This window comes from Sphingomonas sp., assembly GCF_048595155.1.
Classification (GTDB): Bacteria; Pseudomonadota; Alphaproteobacteria; order Sphingomonadales; family Sphingomonadaceae; genus Sphingomonas_I.
Genome location: NZ_JBMDXN010000074.1, coordinates 125,184 through 145,455 on the forward strand (window position 1 = coordinate 125,184; position 20,272 = coordinate 145,455).

The window sequence follows — 20,272 nt, forward strand, 5'->3', positions numbered from 1 at the left end:
CATGGCTGATCCCATCCGCAACATCGTTATCGTCGGCGGCGGCACGGCTGGATGGATGGCGGCCGCGATGATGGCGCGCCTGCTGGGTGGCGGACGGGTTTCGATCCAGTTGATCGAATCGGACGCGATCGGGACGATCGGCGTCGGCGAGGCGACGATCCCGGCGATACGCGACTTCAACGCGCTGCTCGGCATTGACGAGCGCGACTTTCTGCGCGCGACGCAGGGCAGCTTCAAAATGGGTATCGAATTTGTCAATTGGCTCCGCGTCGGCCACCACTATCTGCATCCCTTCGGTACGCATGGGCGCGACACGCAGAATGTGCGTTTCCACCAATTATGGTTGAAGCTGATCCACGATGGCCTGGCGACGTCCGAGGACGATCTCGCCGCCTACAGCATTTCGGCGCTTGCGGCGGGGCGCGGGCGGTTCAGCCTGCCGGAGAGCAATGGAAATCATCCGCTGTCGACGCTGAACTATGCCTTCCACTTCGATGCCGCGCTCTACGCCCGCTATTTGCGCGGCTGGAGCGAGCGGCAGGGTGTGATCCGGCATGAAGGCACCGTCCAATCGGTGGGCCGCGATGGAGAGAAGGGCCTCGTTCGATCGGTGACGCTGGCCGATGGCAGCGCGATCGAGGGCGACCTCTTTATCGACTGTAGCGGCTTTCGCGCCCTCCTCCTCGGCGAAGCATTGGCGGAGCCGTTCGAGGATTGGAGCGCGTGGCTGCCCTGCGATCGCGCTATCGCCATTCCCAGCGCTGTCTTGGATCCGCTGCCGCCTTTCACGCGGGCGATCGCCGATGCTGCGGGCTGGCGGTGGCGCATTCCGCTGCAGCATCGCACCGGGAACGGCTATGTCTACAGCAGCGCGCACATCGACGACGATGCCGCACAGGCGCGATTGATTGCGACGCTGGAGACACCCGCCTGCGGGGAACCACGCCGGCTGAGCTTTCGCGCCGGCCGCCGCCGCAGGGCCTGGTGTCAAAACGTCGTCGCGATCGGACTAAGCGCCGGTTTTCTGGAGCCGCTGGAATCCACCAGCATCCATCTGGTTCATACCGGCATTGCACGGCTGATGACCTTCTTCCCGGACATGCAGTTTGCGGCGCCCGATCGGGATGCGTTCAACCAGCAGACGGCGCGCGAATATGAAGCCATTCGCGACTTTCTGATCCTTCACTATAAGGCAACGGAACGGACCGATACGCCCTTCTGGCAGCAGTGTCGCACCATGGCGGTTCCGGACACGCTGGCGCGCAAGATCGATCTGTTTCGATCGAAGGGGCGTATCCTGCGCGATGCGGACGACCTCTTTTCACAGGACAGTTGGCTGGCGGTGCTGATCGGACAGGCGATCATGCCGGCCGGCCACGATCCGCTCGCGGATGCGATCCCGGTCGACGCCTTGCGGCAGCAGATGACCGCGTTGCGCGCTGCACTGGCCCGCGCCGTGGAGCCTCTCCCTGCGCACTCCGATTTTCTGGCGCACTACACCAACGGTTCGCCCATCCACGTCTAAGCTGCTTCTGGTCAGACGGCGTCCGGGTGGCGCGCCGATTGTGGATGTTCAACCGTATCCAGAACGTCGGTGATCAGCCGACGCATTGTCCGCCGTGCCAGTTCGGCATCGCCGGCGACGATCGCGTCGCGCACCTGCGCATGATCAGGCAGGCTGGCGTTACGCCCGCGGATGCGGTTGGTGAACCGAATGGATGTCTGCAACGCTGTGGCGACCACGTCCCGAAACTGCGCGTAGAAGCGGTTCTGCGTGGCGCGCAGGATCGCCACGTGAAACGCGATGTCCGCATCCAGCGTATCGTCGGATCCCTGTTCGGCGGCTTCCATCCGCTCCAGGCCTGCCGTGATGCTGCGCAAGTCCGCGTCCCTGGCAAAGCGCGCGGCAAGCGCCGCCGCCTCCGGCTCGATCGCAAGACGTAACTGGCTGAACTGACGCAACAGATCGACGGAGGATTCCCGTTCCAGTAGCCAGCGCAGAACATCCGCATCGAACAGGTTCCAGGCCGGCGTTGGCTGCACCACCGTTCCGATACGCGGCCGTGCAGTAAGCAGTCCCTTTGCCGTCAACATCTTCACGGCTTCGCGGGTCACCGAACGACTGACACCGTGCTGGACGGCGAGTTGCGCCTCGGTGGGGAATGTTTGTGCGTCATAGGCGCCGGTGACGATGGCGCGGCCCAGTTTTTCCAGCATTCCGTAGGTAAGGTTACGGCCGAGCTCCACGGTGTCGCCATCCGGTTGCGTGAAAAGCAGCGACCGACTCATGCACGATAATAGTCACAGTCGAGGAGCGATGAACAGATAGGCGATGGTCGGATCCGATCGGCTGATCCCATTCATTCTGACTTGGAAATTCGCGCAGCATCGCGGCGAAGAACCTGATTGACCGGTAAAACAAGGCCGGGCCGCGTTGCATTTGTATGATTTATCTGCAAAGCGTTCGGCCGCCACGGGATCAGGCACACTGCAGCCCATGATCGGGTAAGCAGAACCGGCTCGGCCAGGGAGAATGGATGGTGTTGCAGCGGTTTTTGCGCGTTCGGGCAGCGTGGATATTTGCGCTCCTCCTCCACCTTACGGGCTCGGCTTATGCGCAGGAGGTGCTGGATCCCGATCCCAATACATTGCCGGCGAGCCAGGATCCCAATCGCCAGGCGAACGGCCTTGCCCAACTGCCGCCGATGGGCTGGAACAGCTGGAACAAGTTCGGCTGCAAGGTCGATGAGCGTACGATCCGCGCGACGGCTGATGCCATGGCCAGCAATGGGATGAAGGATGCGGGTTACGAATATGTTGTCATCGACGATTGCTGGCACGGTAAACGTGATGCCAACGGCTTCATCACCGAGGATCGTACTCGCTTTCCGTCGGGCATCCGTGCCCTTTCGGATTATGTGCATTCCAAGGGGCTGAAGTTCGGCATCTACTCGGATGCCGGTAGCAAGACCTGCGGCGGCCGGCCCGGCAGCCAGGGCCACGAATATCAGGACGCCGCCCAATATGCGCGTTGGGGCGTCGATTATCTGAAATATGATTGGTGCTCGACGGGCACCCGCAATGCCGAAGAAGCCTATGCGCTGATGGCAGACGCGCTGCGCGCCAGCGGCCGGCCGATTCTCTTCTCGATGTGCGAATGGGGCAATTCGAAGCCGTGGCTGTGGGCGTCGAAGATCGGCAATATGTGGCGCACGACCGGCGACATCACCGACAAATGGGAAGGCAAGCACAGGCATAGCTGGGGCGTCGCGTCCATCGTCGACATGAACGAGCCGCTATGGCCCTATGCCGGACCGGGCCACTGGAACGATCCGGATATGCTGGAGGTCGGCAATGGCGGCCTGACCGACACCGAATATCGCGCGCACTTCTCGCTGTGGGCGATGATGGCGGCCCCGCTGATCGCCGGCAATGACGTTGCCAACATGACGCCGCAGACGCGCGACATATTGTTGAACCGCGATGTCATTGCGGTGGATCAGGATAGGCTGGGCCGCCAGGGCCATCGCGTCTGGCGCGAAGGCAAGCAGGAAGTGTGGAGCAAGCCGCTCGCCGATGGCGGTCGTGCGGTATTGCTGTGGAACCGCGACGACACGCCAAGCACCATCACGGCGGATTGGGTGACGTTGGGCTTGCCCGCATCGCTGGGCATGCAGGTGCGCGATCTGTGGGCACACAAGGATCTGGGCCGCACATCCGCGCGCTTTTCTTCGACCGTCCCGCCCCACGGCGTCGTGATGGTAAGGTTGCACCCATGATGCGCATGCGGATGGCGCTCGCAGCGAGCGCAGCGGCGGTCGTTTTCGTAACGGCCACGCGAACCGCCGCCGCCCCGATAGCGGCGGTATCGTCGATATCCACGGCGCCACGCGAACGGATCCGGATCGACGATGATTGGCGGTTCGCGCTTGGCGATGCCCATGATCCGATCCGGGACTTCGGCTATGGCACCGCGCCCTTCTTCTTCGCCAAAGCGGGCTATGGCGATGGCCCGGCAAGTCCCAAATTCGATGACCGCGCATGGCGCCGGATCGACGTGCCGCATGATTGGGGCGTCGAGGTTCCGTTTGACCCGAAGGCCGAAACCAACCATGGCTCGCGCGCGATCGGCCCCGGCTTCCCGCACCATAATATCGGCTGGTATCGCAAGACGATCGACATCCCCGAACAGGATCGCGGGCGTCGGATCGCGGTCGAGTTTGACGGCGTATTTCGCGACGCCGTCGTCTGGTTCAACGGCCATTATATCGGCGAGGACCATAGCGGCTATTCCGGCGTCCGCTACGATTTGACCGACTATGTCAATTATAGCGGACCCAATGTGCTGGTCGTCCGCGCCGACACGTCAACCTTCGAAGGCTGGTTCTACGAAGGCGCCGGCATCTATCGTCATGTCTGGCTGACCAAAACGGCGCCGTTGCATGTCGGCCATTGGGGCACGTTCGTCACCTCGGAGATCGATGGTGCGGATGCAAAGGTCACCGCGCGCGCGACCATCGTCAATGATGACGGCCAGCCGCATGATGTCGTGATCGACCAGGAGATCCTGTCGCCGGACGGCAAGCGTCTGGCGCTGGTGGCGACGGATTCGCGGACCATCGCGGCGCGTGGCGCGACGGATGTCTCGGCAACGATCGACCTCAAGAATGTCGCCTTGTGGTCGCTTGAGCAGCCCCGCCTCCACCAGCTCGTCACCACGGTGCGCGAGGGAGGCCAGATCCGCGATCGCTATGTCACCGCTTTCGGCGTGCGTTCGATCCGGTGGGATGCCGATACCGGCTTCTGGCTGAATGGCCGCAACATCAAGCTGAAAGGGACCAACAACCATCAGGACCATGCCGGTATCGGTGTGGCGCTTCCTGACGAAATGCAGGTCTATCGGCTCGAACGGCTGAAGGCGATGGGCAGCAATGCCTATCGGGCCTCGCACAACCCGCCGACGCCAGAGATGTTGGACGCGGCGGATCGGCTGGGCATGCTGGTGATCGACGAGCATCGCATGATGGGCACCACACCAGAGATACGCGATCAGCTCGATCGGATGATCCTGCGCGACCGCAATCATCCGTCGGTCATCCTGTGGTCCGTCGGTAACGAGGAATGGGGTATCGAGGGCAGGGAAATCGGCGCCCGCCTGACCAAATTGATGCAGGAACGCGTGCACGATCTGGACGACAGCCGTCCCGCGACCGCCGCGACCGCCGGCAATGACGGCAAGGGCATTTCGACGACGACGCAGGTGGCCGGCTTCAACTATCGCTCGCAGCATGATGTCGATGCCTATCATCGCGACTATCCGCGCACGCCGATCGCGATGACGGAAGAAGGATCGACCTTCGCCACGCGCGGCATCTATTTTGACGATCGCGGCAATGTTCACCTCGCCGCCTATGACAAGCCGCAACGCCCGACCGGATCGAGCAGCATCGAACAGGGCTGGCGGGCTGTTGTGGAACGGCCCTGGATGGCGGGCATGTTCGTCTGGACGGGCTTCGACTATCGGGGCGAGACCACGCCGTTCGATTGGCCCGCCATCAGCTCGCAATTCGGGATGCTCGATACGACCGGCCTGTTCAAGGACAGTGCCTGGTATCTGAAGAGCCAGTGGACCGATGCGCCGATGACGCACATTGTCGGCCACTGGAACTGGGCCGGCCGGGAAGGCCAGCCGATCCCAATCTGGGTCTATGCCAATGCCGATGCGGCGGAATTGACGCTGAACGGGCACAGTCTCGGCCGCCGCGCCATTCCGGCCAACGGCCATGCCGAATGGCAGGTGCCTTATGCCCCAGGCAAGCTGATCGCGATCAGCTACCGCGCCGGCAAGCGCGTCTCGGCCGATGAGGTTGTCACCACCGGTGCGGCGCGTGCCCTGTCATTGTCGGTGGATCGCCCGGACACGCCTGCGGGCAAGGGCAATATCGCCGTTGTCGACGTTACGGCACGCGACGCAACGGGCCGGATCGTCCCCATCGCTGCGGACGATGTGCACTTCTCGACGAATGATGCGGAAATCCTGGGCGTCGGCAATGGCGACCCGGGCAGCCATGAGGCCGATCGCTTCATCGATGCCTATGCAATCCAGAGCTTCGACAATTGGCAGATTGCGGATCTTCCCGCTGGCGCCACGACGATGCCGGACGCGGCCACGCTCAGCTGGCGCGATCCGTTCCGCTGGTACGCGCCCGGCACTGGCCCGGCGACGCCGCAGGCGTTCGCGCTGCGCGGACGGCTGGCCCAGCCCGGCGAAGGTGGACCGGGGCGTCGCACATTATTCCTGCCCCATCTCGTGGACGGCCAGCGCCTGATTGTGAATGGCGTCGATCTGACCGCATCGGCACGGCGTGACGGCACTGGCTGGGCGGTCCCGCTGGACGGGCAAGCCGGCGGCACGATCGATCTGGTAATCGTCATACCCGGCCGGGTCGAGGCGGCGCTAAGTGCCCTGGAAAATGTCGGCATCGGCGGCAAGAATGTCGCCTATCTGCAGACCGTCACGCCTGCCGGCGGCTGGCACCGCAAATTGTTCAGCGGTCACGCGCAAATCATCGTGAAGCTGGACAAGGCACATCCGCTTGCGACACTGACGGCAAGCGCGCCTGGGCTACGTCCCGCCACCGTTTCGCTGCGTTATAACAGTGGAGGGGACGTGGCGGCCCGTTGATCGGGAAGGCCAGCCGTCCGTCCAATTATTTCAGGACGGTGAGGGGATCGACCAGCCGCACGTCGTGCATCTGGTCGAGGTAGGCTTCGTAATAGCCTTTGTGCGACGCACCGACGATCGCGAGCATCCGCGTGCCCGGATAGCGGCCCAGCACGTCGCGTATGTTCGCGACCATGCGTAGGTTGCGGGTCTCCCAGAAGCCGAGATATTGGCGGCCAAAGTGTTGCGACGAGCGCTCCGTGAGAGCCGCTCCGAAATCCGATCGGTAGGCGATCATCGGGATGCCTGGCCGGTTGATGGCGCGGTACATCGTCAAAATCCCGTCCGGCTTTTGCAGCCCGGCGTCCAGCCGCGCATCCTCCACCTGCCGGGCACGGGTGACAGGATTGTCCCACATGCGTGTCATCGCGTCGGTGGCCGCCTTATGCTCGGTGGGATCCGGGCTGTCGGGCGTGTCGGCCGAATGATCGTCCACGCTCCACACGCGCTCCAATCCGAGCCGAGCGGCCAGTGTCGCGCCGATCAGCGACGATTCGTTACGGCGTGTCGCGAGCTTGATCAGCATCGCGACCAGTTCTTCGGTCAGGCCGTCACCGGCGCCGCGCTCGACAGCGGGCAGCCGCAGCCACTGGACGAGCGCCGAATTGCGTTCGCCCGCCGCGAGAAAGATGGCGGCGAGATGCCTGCGGTCGCCAGCGAGGGGCGCTGCCGGCCACGCGGCGAGGAGACGCTCCGCCTCGGCATTGGCGGCAGGCACGTCCAGGCCGGTTGCCAGTCCAGCGCGCGTGACATCCGGGCAATAATCCTCGACCGTCTGAGCATAGCGGGATGGGTAGCGGCGGAGAGCATCGCATTGCAGGCCGGACAGATCCTCCGTCGCGATCGCCGTCGGGCGCCACGCCGCCAGTCGAACGAGCAGCGGCTCGAGCATCGATGGTGCGAAGGAAGACGGCGCGGCAGAGAGGTGTGTCGATCCTAGTACCAGCACCTGGTTGGCCGGTCCGGCAGGCGGGCCTTTCAGCGCCTCCGGTCGAAAGCGTGGATGATAATCCCGACCCGATAGGGGCGAGCCCATCATCAGGAAACACGCGCCTAGCGCTAGCACGACACGCATCCGTCACTCCCCAGCTGTCACACCGATATAATACGGTACGACAGCTGGATTGGGCTGGCCACTGGTAAAGTGTATAAGTTGCTTCGCCGGGCGAAGATCAGCCCATGTTTTTAGGACGGCAGCTCAATCTCGGCGTCAACCACGCGTGATCGCTGTTTCCCCGTCACTCGTAAACCCATTGGCTCCAGCGGGTGACACTATGGTGGCTGCAGTTGGACAATTCCACCGCGCAACCTTTGACACCCCAATCCGAGACACAGGAATTCCTGGCATTGGCCTCGGCCTCTTCCTGGGTGCTGCCCGTATTGACCGTATCCTTGCCCTTGATCGCCACGCCGTGATCGACCGCTCGCGCCACCGCCGCGCATTGGTTGGTATAGGATAGCATCAGCTTGCACGCCGTGCCGCCATTCGCCTCGCAATTTTCGATGACGCCCTTCTGCGCCGACGATTTCGAGGGATATTGATAGCTGCCGTACCAGAAGGCTTTGGCCTCATCATAGGCAAGCGCGCCAAAGGATCGATCCACGTGGATGTAATGCTTCAATACTGGCGTAGGGGGCGCGCAATTGGGGCTGCCCTGGGCCACCCCGTTGCAGATGAACACCGTCTGCTGCTGCGCAAAGGCTGATCGCGTTCCGAACATCCACGCTGCCGCAACCAGAAGAGACAGAAGGATCGGGATCAGGATGGCTCTGGATTTCACGACAAAGTCCCCATCATCAATGGAAGATCCTGTCCGCCGCGCCGCTGCGCGACGAAGGACGATCAGTGGCCCAGAATCCCCCTGAGACTGATCTTCTTCTTTTTCGGCGCATCGCCGTCGGCGGCATTGTTCTCTATGGTCGCCTTCGGGCCGCAGCGATCCTGACGATCCAGCGCATCGCCGATCGCATTACCGGCCGCAGCGCCGCCATAAATTCCCATTGGTGTCCGCGCGGCCTTGTTACCCAGCAATGCGCCGCCCGCCAGGCCAGCTACAGAACGGATCCCGCCAGACGTCTTTCCGCAATCGGTGACGTCCTTCGATTTGGAGGCATGCACTTTGGGCCCGGCCGCGGCATTGGTCGACTGCGGGTCTGCCGGTGTCGCGGCGTGGGTTGCCGATGCGATGAGCAGGAATGGAGGCAGCAGGATAGCGGATACGCGCACGATACGATCCTTTTCTGAACGACGTTCCCCGACGCCGCAGTTTGGCATTAGCCCTAAAATGATCGATGTTCAATATGCAATCGGACTCCGATCACGCTTTTAGGGTGAGGCCAGCTGGCGCTTATCGCCCTTGCCAGGTTTTGATCTTCTCCAACGGCCCATCCGGTGCGGCGAAGCGGCGGCAATTCTCCTCGCCGATTTGGTCGAACAGGTCGGCCGCGCGGAAGGCGCCATCCTGCAAGCCTTCGCTATAGGCTTCCGCAAACCCGCGATCCTCAGGCGCAAGCAGCGAACGCTCATCATCCACCATCGCTTGGGCATGGCGGCGAATGGCGGCATCCTGCTCTGGTGATAACAAGTGACATAGCCGGCCGATATTGGACAAGCGATTCACCCGCATCGCCTGCACCGCCGCGGCCTTGAAGGCTTGCCGCTGCAAGGACGCGAGGTCCGCAGGCGTCGGCGCCTTCTCCGTCGATGCGACCGCGATCGATGGGGACGAGAGAAAGAACGCGCTGACGCCGGTGGCGATCAACAGTCCTACAGCGTGAGGAAGAGGTCGCCTGGATCGCTTAGGCACCGGAGATATAATCCTCCAGCCAAGCACGCAGTACGGCATTACGGGTGCGGTAGCGGTCAACGACACAGCGCGCGAAGCTTGACGCTGGGGATCCAACCCGAACCTGCAGGTGATCGTCGATGGCGCACTCCGCGGCGAAATATGTCGTCCACGCCACCTGCGCCCGTGCCATTGCGGCGGCGGCCGCTGCATAATCCGTAGAGGGTGGCCCCGGCTGCTTCAGACGCGATGTCACGCGCTCCAGCAGGATTCCCTGCTCGACCTCCAGCCGTTCGCGCTCCTGCTGAAAGCAATCCACCGTCTCAGGGTGGGATGCATGCGGATTGCGTGGACAACCCTCGCCATGATCCTTCTGGAGCAGAGCCCGCAACTCGGCATTGCGGTTGGTGTCATGGTCGATCACGCACGTGGCGCCCGCCAACCCCGCCGCATTTCCCGCGCCGAACACATGGTCCATGACCTCGCAATCGGCATCGCGATAGTCGGTCCAGGCCGCCTGCGCCCTGGCCAGCAACTTTATCGCGGGAGGATAATCGGTGACGGCAAGGCCAGGCCGACGCAGGCGCGCGGCAAGACCCTGGAGAAGCAATTGCTGCTCTTTCTCCAGCCGTTCCTGTTCCGTCGAATAACAGGCAGCATCTTCCAGCATGGAGGAGGCTTGCTTCAGGCAGCGATCAAACGACCCCGCCGCCTTGCTGCCTTCCGGCGTTGCAGAGGCCAGCGCGAGGAGGAGCGATATCAGCGGAACAGGCATCGCGATCAATGAGTCCGTACGCCATGAGCTAGCAAGTGCGGGCCAGCGCAGTTCGCCCCGCCAACATCGCAAGCGACTTGGAACCAAGCACGCGACGGCTCCGTCGAGACGCTCGATGGCCGTCCATCGAGGTCCACCAGCGTCCCGTTACGGATATCCGGCCGCGCATAGCTTTTGGTCGCCTGGGTGCGCAGCGTGGCGATGGCGCCCTCGATCCAGCCGATAGGGGGGTAGGCCACCGTGGCCCAGGCAGGCTGCGATGTCATGGTCAGCATGCGAAAGGACATCACCCTTTGATCTCCCCACCGATCATGGAATGTGTTGCGCGATCCGCAGATCACCCCGTCGCGCCGTCCACCACGACTTCGTAGATGGTCGAACGGTCAGGACCTTCGTAGATGTGCAGCAGCACCCAGGTGGCGCCGCGTTGTGCAACGATCACCCGCATACGATCGCCGAATAGGCCATCGGCAAATCCGGTCGGCGCAACCTTGCCCGAATTGAAGATGAGCTTGCCCATGTCGCCGCCGCACGCCTGTTCGCCGGCACAAGTGAAGACGAAGCGGAAGCCCGCGCTTTGCAGAAGCGTCTCATAGTAACGGCCGATCTGCAGCGTCGCCGTCGCAGGCGTGACGGCATAATCGATATGCGTGACAGTCCCTTCCATGCGACGGACGCCGGTGGTGGCGTCGGCATCGCCAATGCGGGCGACCGGGATCGTCACCTCATCAAGCGAAGGGGCGCGATAGTCCTTGATCTCGGCACCGTCATAGCGCGGCAGGAGCGGGTGGTCCTCGCCATGCACCTCGGCCGCAGCATGAGTGGCCAGCAGCATGGTGGCAAGCGCCATCCAGGCAAAACGCACCATCTTCATTCTCCCGCCGTTCGATCGTGTCGCTGCAACGCCGCTATCACCCACCCATCCACTGTTCAATAAAAATATAGACGGCGTTCAATTTATTGTTACTCTGCTGGCTCGAGTGGAGAGAGACGATGACCGAAATATCGCCAAGCGATTTGGATCGCGGCGAAGAATGGCCCCAGCGCAGCTGGGCGCTGTGCCTTGCAGGCGGGGTGATCGGCTTGACCATCCAGTTCCTGCTGGATCGAGCCGGGCCGGCCGGCGCCATGCGCGACGCCTATTATGCGATCGCGACCTTCCTCGCCGTCACAGGGCTGGTCGCAGCCTTCGTGGTGCAACGGCAGGCGATCGCCCGCTCGCTTTGCTTTGCCGCGCTCGTTGGCGCGATCCTGGCGCTGATCGTCTGGTGGAACATCCCCGCCACGCCGCTTTATTCGTCCGACCCCTGGCGGATGCTGTGTGCCGTGCTAGCCGCGGGCATCGCCATTCCCCTGTTTCAAAGCTGGCATGGTGGCTCGCCACGCTGGCCCTATGCCGATGTCCATCGCCATGCCTGGACCGGCGTAGTGCTCTGGTTTGGTGGCTGGCTTTTCGTGGCCGTCGTATGGGCACTTGCCTTGCTGTTGGGCGAGTTGTTCGGCCTGATCGGCCTGGGCTTCCTGCGCAAGCTGCTTGGCCGCGACCCAGTGATCTGGGCATTGACGGGGGCAGCATTTGGCGCCGGTATCGGTTTGCTGCGCGATCGTGTCGCGATGATGAGCCTCTTGCAGCGTGTCGTCATGACCATCCTGGCGGTATTGGCACCTGTCTTGGCGACCGGTCTGCTCCTGTTTCTGGTCGCTCTGCCCTTCACCGGCCTCGCCCCATTGTGGCAGGCAACCCGCGCGACCACACCGATCCTGCTCTCCTGCATCGCCGGCGCGTTGATCCTCGCCAATGCGGTGATCGGCGACGTGCCGGAACATGATCCCCGCCCTATGGTCCTGCGGGTGAGCGTGATGATCCTGAGCGGCGCGATGCTGCCGCTCGGCCTGATCGCCGCCGTGTCGACCGGCCTGCGGATCCATCAGCATGGGCTCACCCCGGACCGGCTCTGGGCGCTGACCTTCACCGCGCTCGCCTGCGCCTATGCCCTGGCCTATGCGGTGGTGTTGGTACGACGGCGGGCCGGATTGGCAGCCGGCCTACGCGACGCGAATGTGCGGCTCGCGCTTGGGGTCTGTACGCTGGCGCTATTGCTCTCGACGCCGCTGGCGGCCTTCGGACGGCTGTCGGCAAACGATCAGGCGGGCCGCCTGGCACGCGGTGTCGTGACGGTGGAAGATTTTGACTGGAAGGCGATGCGGTTCGACTATGGTCCCGCCGGCGTGGCGATCCTGCAGAATCTGGCCCAGCACGGCTCCACCCCCGCCATCCGCGATGCGGCAAAGGCCGCTCTTCAAAAAAAGGAGCGCTGGGTCTCTTTTGCCGAGCCGCGCCGGGTCGACCTCAAGAACCTGGTCGTACTGCCGCGCGGTACCAAAGTGCCGACGGACCTCCAGGCGCATCTGCCCGATTATGACGCCTGTTTCAGCTACGACACGTGCGTTGTGCTGCTACAGCCGGACGGGGACGAGGCGGTGATCCTTAGTGGCCAGCGCGTGCAACGCTGGCGTGCGCACGGCAAGGAATGGCGCGCCGAAGAGCCGGCAAATGCCAGCCTCACCGGGCCGGCCAAGGATGCTGTCGGTCGCGGCGACGTCGAAATTCGCACCGTTCCACGCCGTCAGGTTTTCGTCGGTGGCAAGCCGGTCGGAGATCCGTTTGAATAAGGCGCTCGCGTCGGCGGACGCTTAGGCCTCCGCCGCGCCTGCCATCGCGAGCGTGTCGCGCACGCGCGCCAGTGCCATCTCAACCGGCTCTTCCTGACCCATCAAGGCGAAACTGCCGCTCAGATCAAACACGCAATGGCCGTGAACGGAGGCGAGCAGCGACCGGGTAAGCGTGGGCGCGTCCGGCTTCACCGCCTCGGGCAGCACCGCGGTCACTTCATGAACCACGATGTGCGTCAGTTCGCTGCGCAGCCAATCATGCTCTTCCGGCATGACGAAGTCGGCCGGCAGATGGTGGTCGTAAATAGCGAGCCACAGATTACGATTGGCATGGGCAAAGCGGAAATAGCTTTCGACCAGGCAGCGGATCCGATCGCCTTCGCAGGCATCCAACGCGGTGCGCAGATCCTTGGCCCATAGCTGGAAGGTGCGCGTGTTCAGCGCCACCAGAAAGCGGTCATAGGTGCCGAACACATTGTAGAGAGTACCGATCGAATAGCCGATCCGTTTCGCAACCTCCCGCGCGGAAAAGCGCGCAAAGCCGACCTCGGCGAGATGCTTGTGGCCCTCGACCACCAGCATGCGCTCGATCTCCGGCCGGGAGTGATCGGATCTTCTGCCCATTACAATATCATAGCAGGAATTTGGACCGCGTCGATTTCAACAATTGAACGCCGCTCACTCGTAAGCTACTCCTGCAACGAAGGAGAGAGCTTGTGGCGTTCCTTACCCGCAATGGACTGCTGGCAATAGGGGTTGCAACATCCGTTGCATCCGCCGCGACCGCGAGTGGACAAATGCCGCCCCTCCCGCTCGAGGATCGCAACCTGGCAAGCTTCGCTGCCTGCCGAGCAGCATTGGAGGCGATATGGCATCAGGATATCGCCAAGGCAGACCCGAAACCCATTGCCGCAAACGGCGGCGAACGTCAGACCCTGATCTCCACGAAGGGCGTGATCCCGATCGATGCAACGCATGCCGAATATGCGGTCGAGGAAGGATGGCAGTTTCGCGTACCCGTGCCCGACGCCCATCAGATCCGCACCACGTACAGCTATGATCAGCGGCGCTATGAATGCGCCGGCAAGCACCTGCGCGGCACGAGTACGCAGGGCTATGCGCTGGAAGGTTATGCGCCAATGGAGGACAAGCCTGCGCCCTGATGACCGATCAGCCTTTCGGCTGATAGTGCTGCAGCCAGATCTTGCGCTTGACCGTCTCGTCCAGGAAGCAGCTGCTGTAGATCAGGCCTGACGCCGAGCCGCCACCCGCCGCATCGGCAGCGTCCTGACACCGTTTGCGGCGCTGGCCCAGCCACAGGCGCTGCGAGGCGCGCAAGGCTGTCTTCTGGGCTGGCTGCAAAGGGGCCATGGCCGTGCGGTATGCGCGATTGAGGCGCTCGTCCTGAAGCCTGTTCTCCTGGCCGTGGCAATCCATCATGGCGGCTGTCACGCCCTGCGCCGCATCGCCGGATTTCATGCAGCTGTCGAATGCCGGCGAATAAGCAGCATCCACCTGCGCGCGGGTCTGCGCGCCGGCCGGGAAGGCCGCTGCGATCGCGGCTATCGTCGCAGCCAGGCGGAACTTCATCATCTGCGTCTCCGAAAGGAAGGTAAGATTGCCCAGGCTTGCTGGGCGGGACGGCGCGGCGTATCTCATCCGGATGCGACGGGCGGTTGCGCATGCCTGGCTTTCAACTCGCGCAGGAAGCCGTGCAGCAATTCGGTCGACAGCCCATGCAGCACCAGGCGAAAGCCTGCCCGCAGCGTCGAGTGCGGCACCATGGGGTGGCCATTGACCACCAAAGCCAAATGCTTTTCCTCCCCCGTCAGGCGGGCAACATACAGACCGATCGTCTCGTCCAGCTGAAGCGAATTGGTGGCGCGCCAGAAATCGCGATCGGTCAGCAGCAGGGCGTAGGCCGGCGTGTAAAGTTCGATCGCCGTCTGCAGATCGATCACGTTGAAGCGGCCTGAAGGAAGCGGATCCAGCGCTATCTCGTCCTCGATCGCCGAGAAATTAAGCGCCTCCACCCGGCCGATCGATCCGCCGCGCCGATCCAGTTCGGCGTTCAAGGCGATCAGGAAATTGTAGATGTTGAGGTCGTGGCGCAGGAACAGGTCGTCCCGAACGTCGTCAATCCGGCGCGGGCGCATCGGCCACAATTCGGGCTGAAATCCGGGAGTGGCGTTATCGGCAATGAAACGCAGGATTTGCGAGCCGAGGTGGAAATGCCGCAGGATCAGCCGATTGGCGTCGGGCGTCAGGAAATGCCGCATGCCATAGGCGATCGTCCGGTGGAGCAATTTAGGGGCATGCGGCCAATTGGGACTGATCGTGTGCAGCAATTGCGCGCCGATAATCGAAAGCCGCGCGATCGGCCGCGCGAACGGCAGCAGGAATTGGCGGCTGCGGGAACGCTGGTCGCGCAGCAACGCGCGTTTGGCCTCTGGGTCGATCGGCAGCGACCGATCCATCATCAGCGCCAGCCACGGATCCGGATCGCTGCGATCCCAATCTTCCAGCCGGAGATCTTTAGACATTGTCCAGCTCCTCCAGCTGCAGCCGGTATAATCGTGCCACGACCTTGGCGTGGCGCACGATGCTGGACGCCGTCGCCGCATCCGTCACGGCCAGCGCCAGCGCGTCATCGAACATCGCAAGATGGTCCTCGTCATTCGCGCCATGATAAGCGAGAAAACTGACGGCATCTTCCGCGAGATTCAGCTGCGTCCGGATGGCGTCCGCCCACGGGCCCGCCAGCCGGTTGCCGAGTCCTTCGATCACGAACATGGCGCCGAGCAGGCCAACCGGCTCGTTCTGCGAAGCGGCGTGGAACATGAAGGCCGACAGGGCTTCCGATCCGATATTCTTGGTCCCGCCACGGATCGTTGATCGGTCGCCCCCGACGGCGACATAATTATCCTCCAGCAGGCGATAATCGCGATGTTCCGCGGCGGCGTGGCGGATGAACAGCGACCGCAAGTCTTCCTGGGACAGGTTGGACGCGGCGCGGCTGATCCAGCGTCCCCCATCGACCACTTGCTGGCGCAGATTGAACAACAGGCTGCGATAATCCTCGATGCGCAATCGGCCGGACAGCAAGCGGGCGATGATCGGCACCTGCGCCAGACCGCTTTCGAAATCGATCCACACACGCGCCAATCCGCGATGGGCGGCTTCGACATGGACGCTCATCGCCTTTCTCCCACGACGGTCAGCATGGCATAGGCCATGATGCATTGTCCGCTTTCCGGCACGGCACACAGGACGCGCTGGCCTGGCGTCAACGCAGCGGAACGCAACAGATCGTCGATCATCAAGAAAGGCGATGCCGCGCCGACATTGCCTTTGTCGTACAGGTTGGTGAACCAGCGCTCGGCCGGGATCATACAGCCGGCGCGCGTGGCGAGCCGCGTCATTTCCTCGCGCAGCGCATGCGCCGAAAAATGGCAGAGGAACCAATCGACCTCTTCGGGCACCACCCGTCCTTCATCGATCAGCCGCATCAATTCCGCCAGCCAGACCGGCAGCATGCGATGGAGCGCGTCGACATCCTGGCGCAATTGGAAGGCGCCGGCCCGGGCCGCCGCGTGGATGTCCCCCACCATGCTCCAGGGCGTGATCGAACCGTCAGCGCCGCGGATCGCCCCGCCGGTCATGCAGGGCGCGAACCGATCGGCGAAGGAGCGCTGGGACACCCAGTCGATCCGGAGCGAGAGGCCGCGCGCCGAAGGCCGATCCTCGATCAGAAGTGCCGCCGCGCCGTCACTCAGCGTCCAACGCAGGAATTCGGCGTCGCTCGCCAGCGTCATGTCGTCTGCCAACGTATCGGTATCGCGATACTGGCCGGAACGAAAATAGCGGCTGGCAAATTCAGCCCCCACCGCGAGCGCTGCGCGATGTTCACCCGCCGCAATTTGCAAGGCGGCCGATTTCATCGCCATCATCGAGCTGGCGCAGACACTCTGCAGGCTCGCAACTTCCAACGGCGGCAGTCCGCTTTCCGCCTGCACGCCGCTGGCAAGCCCGGGCACCATCAGGTCATTCTGCGTCGTCGCGGTGGCGAGAAAGCCGATGGCGGCAGGATCCAGATTGGCGCGGCTCAGCAGATCCGCGATCGCCGCAGCCCCAAGCTTCGCGACCGTCCAGTCGCTGCGCCCTTCGGCATCGATCGCATAATGGCGGCTGCGGATGCCGTTGCGCCGGAGCATGAGCTGGCCCATGCGTCGCGCACGCGGCGAGAGATGGCCGATATGCGCTTCCATCTGCGCATTGCTAATGGGGGGGCCCGGCAGGCATTGCCCGCTGCCGGTGACATAGGCCTCCATCAATCGCTCCCTTGGCACGGCGCGATCAGCACCTCGCAGGCGCTATAGCAGGAATTGATCAACGTTCAATAGAGGCTGCTTGTATCGGGAGCGCATCCAATTGGCGATTGGCGCGGCGATCCCATTGCGGCCATAGGGGCAGATATGTCCGCACATGCCTCTAAGGCCACGCTATTTGCCGCGCTTGCCGCCAACGCCGGGATTGCCATCGCGAAATTCGCCGGCGCCGCCTACACCGGATCCGCAGCCATGGCATCCGAGGGCATCCACAGCCTGGTCGATACCGGCAACCAGGTGCTGCTGCTGTTCGGCATGAAGGATGCCAGCCGGCCGGCGGATGCGTCCCATCCTTTCGGCTATGGCTTGCGCCTCTACTTCTGGGGTTTCGTCGTTGCCATGGCGGTATTCGCTTTGGGATCGGGCGTGGCGATCTACGAAGGCGCGGAGAAAGTCGCGCATCCGGAGCCGATCCACAGCGCCTGGGTCAATGTGGTCATCCTGCTGGTGGCGATCCTGCTGGAAGGGTCGTCGTTGACGGTGGCGCTGCGCCACGTCCGCCAGGAAGCACGGCGCCGCGGTCTGTCCATGCGCGATACCCTGCGCCGCCACCGCGATCCGACGGTGTTTGCGGTGGTCTACGAGGAGACGGCCGCGCTTGCGGGCTTGTTCGCGGCATTGATCGGAATCGGGCTGGCCGTGCTGCTGGACATGCCGGTGCTCGACGGCTGGACCTCGATCATCATCGGTGTGATCCTGGCGATAACGGCGCTGAGCTTGGCGCGGCGGTGCTACGTGCTGATGACAGGGCAGGCGGCCGATCCGGCCATTGAGGACCGGCTTCGCGAAATCCTTGCCCGGGTGAAGCCGATCGAGCAGGTCAACGAAGTCCGCACCATGCATTTCGGTCCGTCGGAGGTGCTGGTGCTCGTGTCGGCGGATTTCGTCGACGACACGCTGGCCGGAACGGTCGAACGCATCGTCTCCGACGTCGAGGACGGAATTCGCCAGGAATTTGCCGAGGTGCGCCGCGTCTATATCGAGGCGCAGTCCAGCGATCGCCATCGCGATGCGCTGCAGGGCATTGGCGAGGATGTGGACGCGCTCGAGCGGGACGAAGAGGATGACGTGATCCGCCGGGACGACCCAATCCTATAGCCTCGCGCCGGCCCCTTCATCCCATCGTGTAAAATCTGATCGGGCCGAGGGAATAAAGCCTGAGCGCAACGCGTATGTGGGTCATGACGCGGGGCAACCTTGTTGATGCGGCCGGGCCTGTCCCGGCGGGCGGCGTTGCGCGCGCTCCTGATACGGCATGCCGGCAGTTGCCGCCCACCGGCATGCGGCGATTGACCCACTAGCATGTTGATTGACCTGGATCTTGGCGGGCCCGAGCGCCTTTCTGCCGATGTGGCCATCATCGGCGCGGGCGCGGCGGGGCTGACCATGGCGCGCCGGCTCCTCGATGGCGGCCTGTCCGTCGTCCTGCTGGAAAGCGGGGGGCTGGATTACGAAAAGGCCACGGCCGATCTGAATGTCGGCGAGAATGTCGGCCAGGATTATTACGACCTGGATCATGCGCGGCTGCGCTTCTTCGGCGGGACGACCGCGATCTGGGGCGGACGATGCGCCGAACTGGATCCCATCGATTTCGAGCGACGGCCCTGGGTCCCGCATTCCGGCTGGCCATTCTCCCACGCTGAGCTCCAGCCTTATTACCGGCAAGCCTGGGCGTCGTTCGGATTGCAGCCGCCGACTTCCGCCGACCTGCGGGATGTTCTTCCCGCTTTCTCCAACGACGAGTTGGTGACCCCGATCTGGTCCTTCGACAATCAGGGCGATCGTTTCTCCTTTGCGCGCAGCAAGGATCTCGCGCGGCATCCCCACGCAACCGTCGTCACCCATGCCACCGTACGCGAAATCGTCTCCGGCACGGCGGGGCGCCATGTCGAGGGGCTCGCGGTGGCCAGCCTGCGCGGCCACCAGCTGCAGGTGAAGGCCCAGACCTACATATTGGCAGCAGGCGGCATCGAGAATCCGCGTATCCTGCTCGCCTCGCAACGCGTGCACCCGGCGGGGATCGGCAACGACAATGATCTGGTCGGTCGCTTCTTCATGGAGCATCCCCACGCGCGCGGCGGCCGGGTGGTGGATGGCGCCGCCTGGAAGCTGCTGTCCGCTTTCGGAAAGCGGCGCCACGCCGGGCGAAACGTCGCAGCGCTGATCGCGCCTTCCGCCGCGCTGCAGTCCAAGGAAGGCTTGCTCAACACATCGCTCACGATCGCGCCATCGCGTCCAACGGAAGGTCGACATGCCTGGGCGATGCGCGCCTACCTTCATGCGAAGCACCGCGCCGATCCGACGCGTGTGGGCCGCGCCTTGTGGAAGGGCGTCAAACGCACCGTCCATGCCGCGCAGAAAGTGGTGGATCCGGTGCGCCCATGGCTGCTCCACAAGACCGGACAATTGGACCTCGCGCTGTTCGTGCGGGCCGAACAGGCCCCCAATCCGGATAGCCGGGTGGTGCTATCCCGCGAAACCGACGCCCTTGGGGTCCCGCGCGTCGCACTCGACTGGCGTACCGTCCCGCTCGATGTCGACAGCGTGTCCGGGCTCGTCTCGGCGGTCGGGCGGGAATTGTCGCGGCTCCAATGGGGCGACGTCGAAGCCGCTCCCTGGCTGAAGCATAAGGCGCGCGAGTGGGTCACCGATCCTCTGATCAGCACCCATCCGATCGGCGGCTATCATCATATGGGTACCACGCGCATGTCGGCCGACGCCAAGACCGGCGTCACCGACGGCTTCGGCCGCGTCCACGGCATGGCCAATCTCTACATCGCCGGCAGTTCGCTGTTTCCCACCTCCGGATGGGCCAACCCGACGCTGACGCTCGTGGCCCTGGCCATGCGCACCGCCGATCACATCCTGGGCGACCGGGCGCGTCAGCCTCAGGCGGCCTAAGCGATGCGGGTCAACCGGGCATGAC

The 20,272-nt window shown here is 63.6% G+C and carries 19 protein-coding genes; 7 read left to right on the top strand and 12 right to left on the bottom strand.

Features of this window, described 5'->3' with window-relative positions; genetic code table 11:
* Position 1: 1 nt before the first annotated feature.
* On the top strand, positions 2 to 1,525 hold the full coding sequence (locus ACOJSI_RS12120) for a tryptophan halogenase family protein (protein WP_420138544.1): 1,524 nt from the start codon (positions 2 to 4) through the stop codon (positions 1,523 to 1,525).
* Positions 1,526 to 1,536: 11 nt separating this feature from the next.
* Here the strand turns inward: ACOJSI_RS12120 and ACOJSI_RS12125 are convergent, their stop codons facing one another.
* Entirely contained in the window at positions 1,537 to 2,289 is a 753-nt protein-coding gene (locus tag ACOJSI_RS12125) for a FadR/GntR family transcriptional regulator (protein WP_420138545.1), read from the bottom strand.
* A 248-nt stretch (positions 2,290 to 2,537) separates the two neighbouring features.
* Between ACOJSI_RS12125 and ACOJSI_RS12130 the strand changes: the two genes are divergently transcribed.
* A complete protein-coding gene (locus ACOJSI_RS12130) occupies positions 2,538 to 3,779 on the top strand; it encodes a glycoside hydrolase family 27 protein (protein WP_420138546.1) in 1,242 nt (413 codons plus the stop codon).
* Positions 3,776 to 6,685 (top strand): beta-galactosidase GalA, encoded by a 2,910-nt coding sequence (gene galA, locus ACOJSI_RS12135; protein ID WP_420138547.1) that lies wholly within the window; start codon positions 3,776 to 3,778, stop codon positions 6,683 to 6,685. Before ACOJSI_RS12130 ends, galA begins: the two co-directional genes overlap by 4 nt.
* Before the next feature lie 25 nt (positions 6,686 to 6,710).
* Here galA and ACOJSI_RS12140 read toward each other — a convergent pair whose 3' ends face one another.
* The 6 genes from ACOJSI_RS12140 to ACOJSI_RS12165 all read right to left on the bottom strand — a co-directional run bounded on the left by ACOJSI_RS12140 (position 6,711) and on the right by ACOJSI_RS12165 (position 11,159).
* On the bottom strand, positions 6,711 to 7,799 hold the full coding sequence (locus ACOJSI_RS12140) for a DUF5694 domain-containing protein (protein WP_420138548.1): 1,089 nt from the start codon (positions 7,797 to 7,799) through the stop codon (positions 6,711 to 6,713).
* A 163-nt stretch (positions 7,800 to 7,962) separates the two neighbouring features.
* The gene (locus ACOJSI_RS12145; RefSeq protein WP_420138549.1) at positions 7,963 to 8,505 is read right to left on the bottom strand and encodes a DUF4189 domain-containing protein; all 543 of its coding nucleotides are present in this window, start codon (positions 8,503 to 8,505) and stop codon (positions 7,963 to 7,965) included.
* Between the two features lie 62 nt (positions 8,506 to 8,567).
* On the bottom strand, positions 8,568 to 8,951 hold the full coding sequence (locus tag ACOJSI_RS12150) for a hypothetical protein (protein ID WP_420138550.1): 384 nt from the start codon (positions 8,949 to 8,951) through the stop codon (positions 8,568 to 8,570).
* A 121-nt stretch (positions 8,952 to 9,072) separates the two neighbouring features.
* Positions 9,073 to 9,486, bottom strand: a complete 414-nt coding sequence (locus ACOJSI_RS12155) for a hypothetical protein (protein ID WP_420138551.1) — start codon at positions 9,484 to 9,486, stop codon at positions 9,073 to 9,075.
* A gap of 37 nt (positions 9,487 to 9,523) precedes the next feature.
* Positions 9,524 to 10,285 carry a lysozyme inhibitor LprI family protein gene (locus tag ACOJSI_RS12160; RefSeq protein WP_420138552.1) on the bottom strand — a complete coding sequence of 254 codons (762 nt, stop codon included), beginning with the start codon at positions 10,283 to 10,285 and terminating at the stop codon, positions 9,524 to 9,526.
* Between the two features lie 337 nt (positions 10,286 to 10,622).
* The gene (locus tag ACOJSI_RS12165) at positions 10,623 to 11,159 is read right to left on the bottom strand and encodes a hypothetical protein (RefSeq protein ID WP_420138553.1); all 537 of its coding nucleotides are present in this window, start codon (positions 11,157 to 11,159) and stop codon (positions 10,623 to 10,625) included.
* A 119-nt stretch (positions 11,160 to 11,278) separates the two neighbouring features.
* Here ACOJSI_RS12165 and ACOJSI_RS12170 point away from each other — a divergent pair, with 119 nt between their 5' ends.
* On the top strand, positions 11,279 to 12,958 hold the full coding sequence (locus tag ACOJSI_RS12170) for a DUF4153 domain-containing protein (protein ID WP_420138554.1): 1,680 nt from the start codon (positions 11,279 to 11,281) through the stop codon (positions 12,956 to 12,958).
* 21 nt (positions 12,959 to 12,979) lie between these two features.
* On the opposite strand, the gene ACOJSI_RS12175 is transcribed toward ACOJSI_RS12170, so the two are convergent.
* Positions 12,980 to 13,582: a TetR/AcrR family transcriptional regulator gene (locus ACOJSI_RS12175; protein ID WP_420138555.1), complete on the bottom strand. Its 603-nt coding sequence runs from the start codon at positions 13,580 to 13,582 to the stop codon at positions 12,980 to 12,982.
* Positions 13,583 to 13,674: 92 nt separating this feature from the next.
* On the opposite strand from ACOJSI_RS12175, the gene ACOJSI_RS12180 reads away from it, so the two are divergent.
* Positions 13,675 to 14,121 carry a hypothetical protein gene (locus ACOJSI_RS12180; RefSeq protein WP_420138556.1) on the top strand — a complete coding sequence of 149 codons (447 nt, stop codon included), beginning with the start codon at positions 13,675 to 13,677 and terminating at the stop codon, positions 14,119 to 14,121.
* 7 nt (positions 14,122 to 14,128) lie between these two features.
* Here the strand turns inward: ACOJSI_RS12180 and ACOJSI_RS12185 are convergent, their stop codons facing one another.
* From ACOJSI_RS12185 to ACOJSI_RS12200, 4 genes are read right to left on the bottom strand one after another with little or no spacing between them, the layout of a single operon-like run.
* On the bottom strand, positions 14,129 to 14,617 hold the full coding sequence (locus ACOJSI_RS12185) for a lysozyme inhibitor LprI family protein (RefSeq protein WP_420138557.1): 489 nt from the start codon (positions 14,615 to 14,617) through the stop codon (positions 14,129 to 14,131).
* Positions 14,614 to 15,501, bottom strand: a complete 888-nt coding sequence (locus ACOJSI_RS12190; RefSeq protein ID WP_420138558.1) for a DUF6999 family protein — start codon at positions 15,499 to 15,501, stop codon at positions 14,614 to 14,616. Before ACOJSI_RS12190 ends, ACOJSI_RS12185 begins: the two co-directional genes overlap by 4 nt.
* Positions 15,494 to 16,156 (bottom strand): iron-containing redox enzyme family protein, encoded by a 663-nt coding sequence (locus ACOJSI_RS12195; protein ID WP_420138559.1) that lies wholly within the window; start codon positions 16,154 to 16,156, stop codon positions 15,494 to 15,496. Before ACOJSI_RS12195 ends, ACOJSI_RS12190 begins: the two co-directional genes overlap by 8 nt.
* A complete protein-coding gene (locus ACOJSI_RS12200) occupies positions 16,153 to 17,289 on the bottom strand; it encodes a 3-oxoacyl-[acyl-carrier-protein] synthase III C-terminal domain-containing protein (RefSeq protein ID WP_420138560.1) in 1,137 nt (378 codons plus the stop codon). The genes ACOJSI_RS12195 and ACOJSI_RS12200 overlap by 4 nt, the downstream gene beginning before the upstream one ends.
* Before the next feature lie 144 nt (positions 17,290 to 17,433).
* Between ACOJSI_RS12200 and ACOJSI_RS12205 the strand changes: the two genes are divergently transcribed.
* The gene (locus tag ACOJSI_RS12205) at positions 17,434 to 18,444 is read left to right on the top strand and encodes a cation diffusion facilitator family transporter (RefSeq protein WP_420138561.1); all 1,011 of its coding nucleotides are present in this window, start codon (positions 17,434 to 17,436) and stop codon (positions 18,442 to 18,444) included.
* A 204-nt stretch (positions 18,445 to 18,648) separates the two neighbouring features.
* Complete coding sequence (locus ACOJSI_RS12210; protein ID WP_420138562.1) at positions 18,649 to 20,247, top strand: FAD-dependent oxidoreductase; 1,599 nt, start codon at positions 18,649 to 18,651, stop codon at positions 20,245 to 20,247.
* Positions 20,248 to 20,272: the final 25 nt, after the last annotated feature.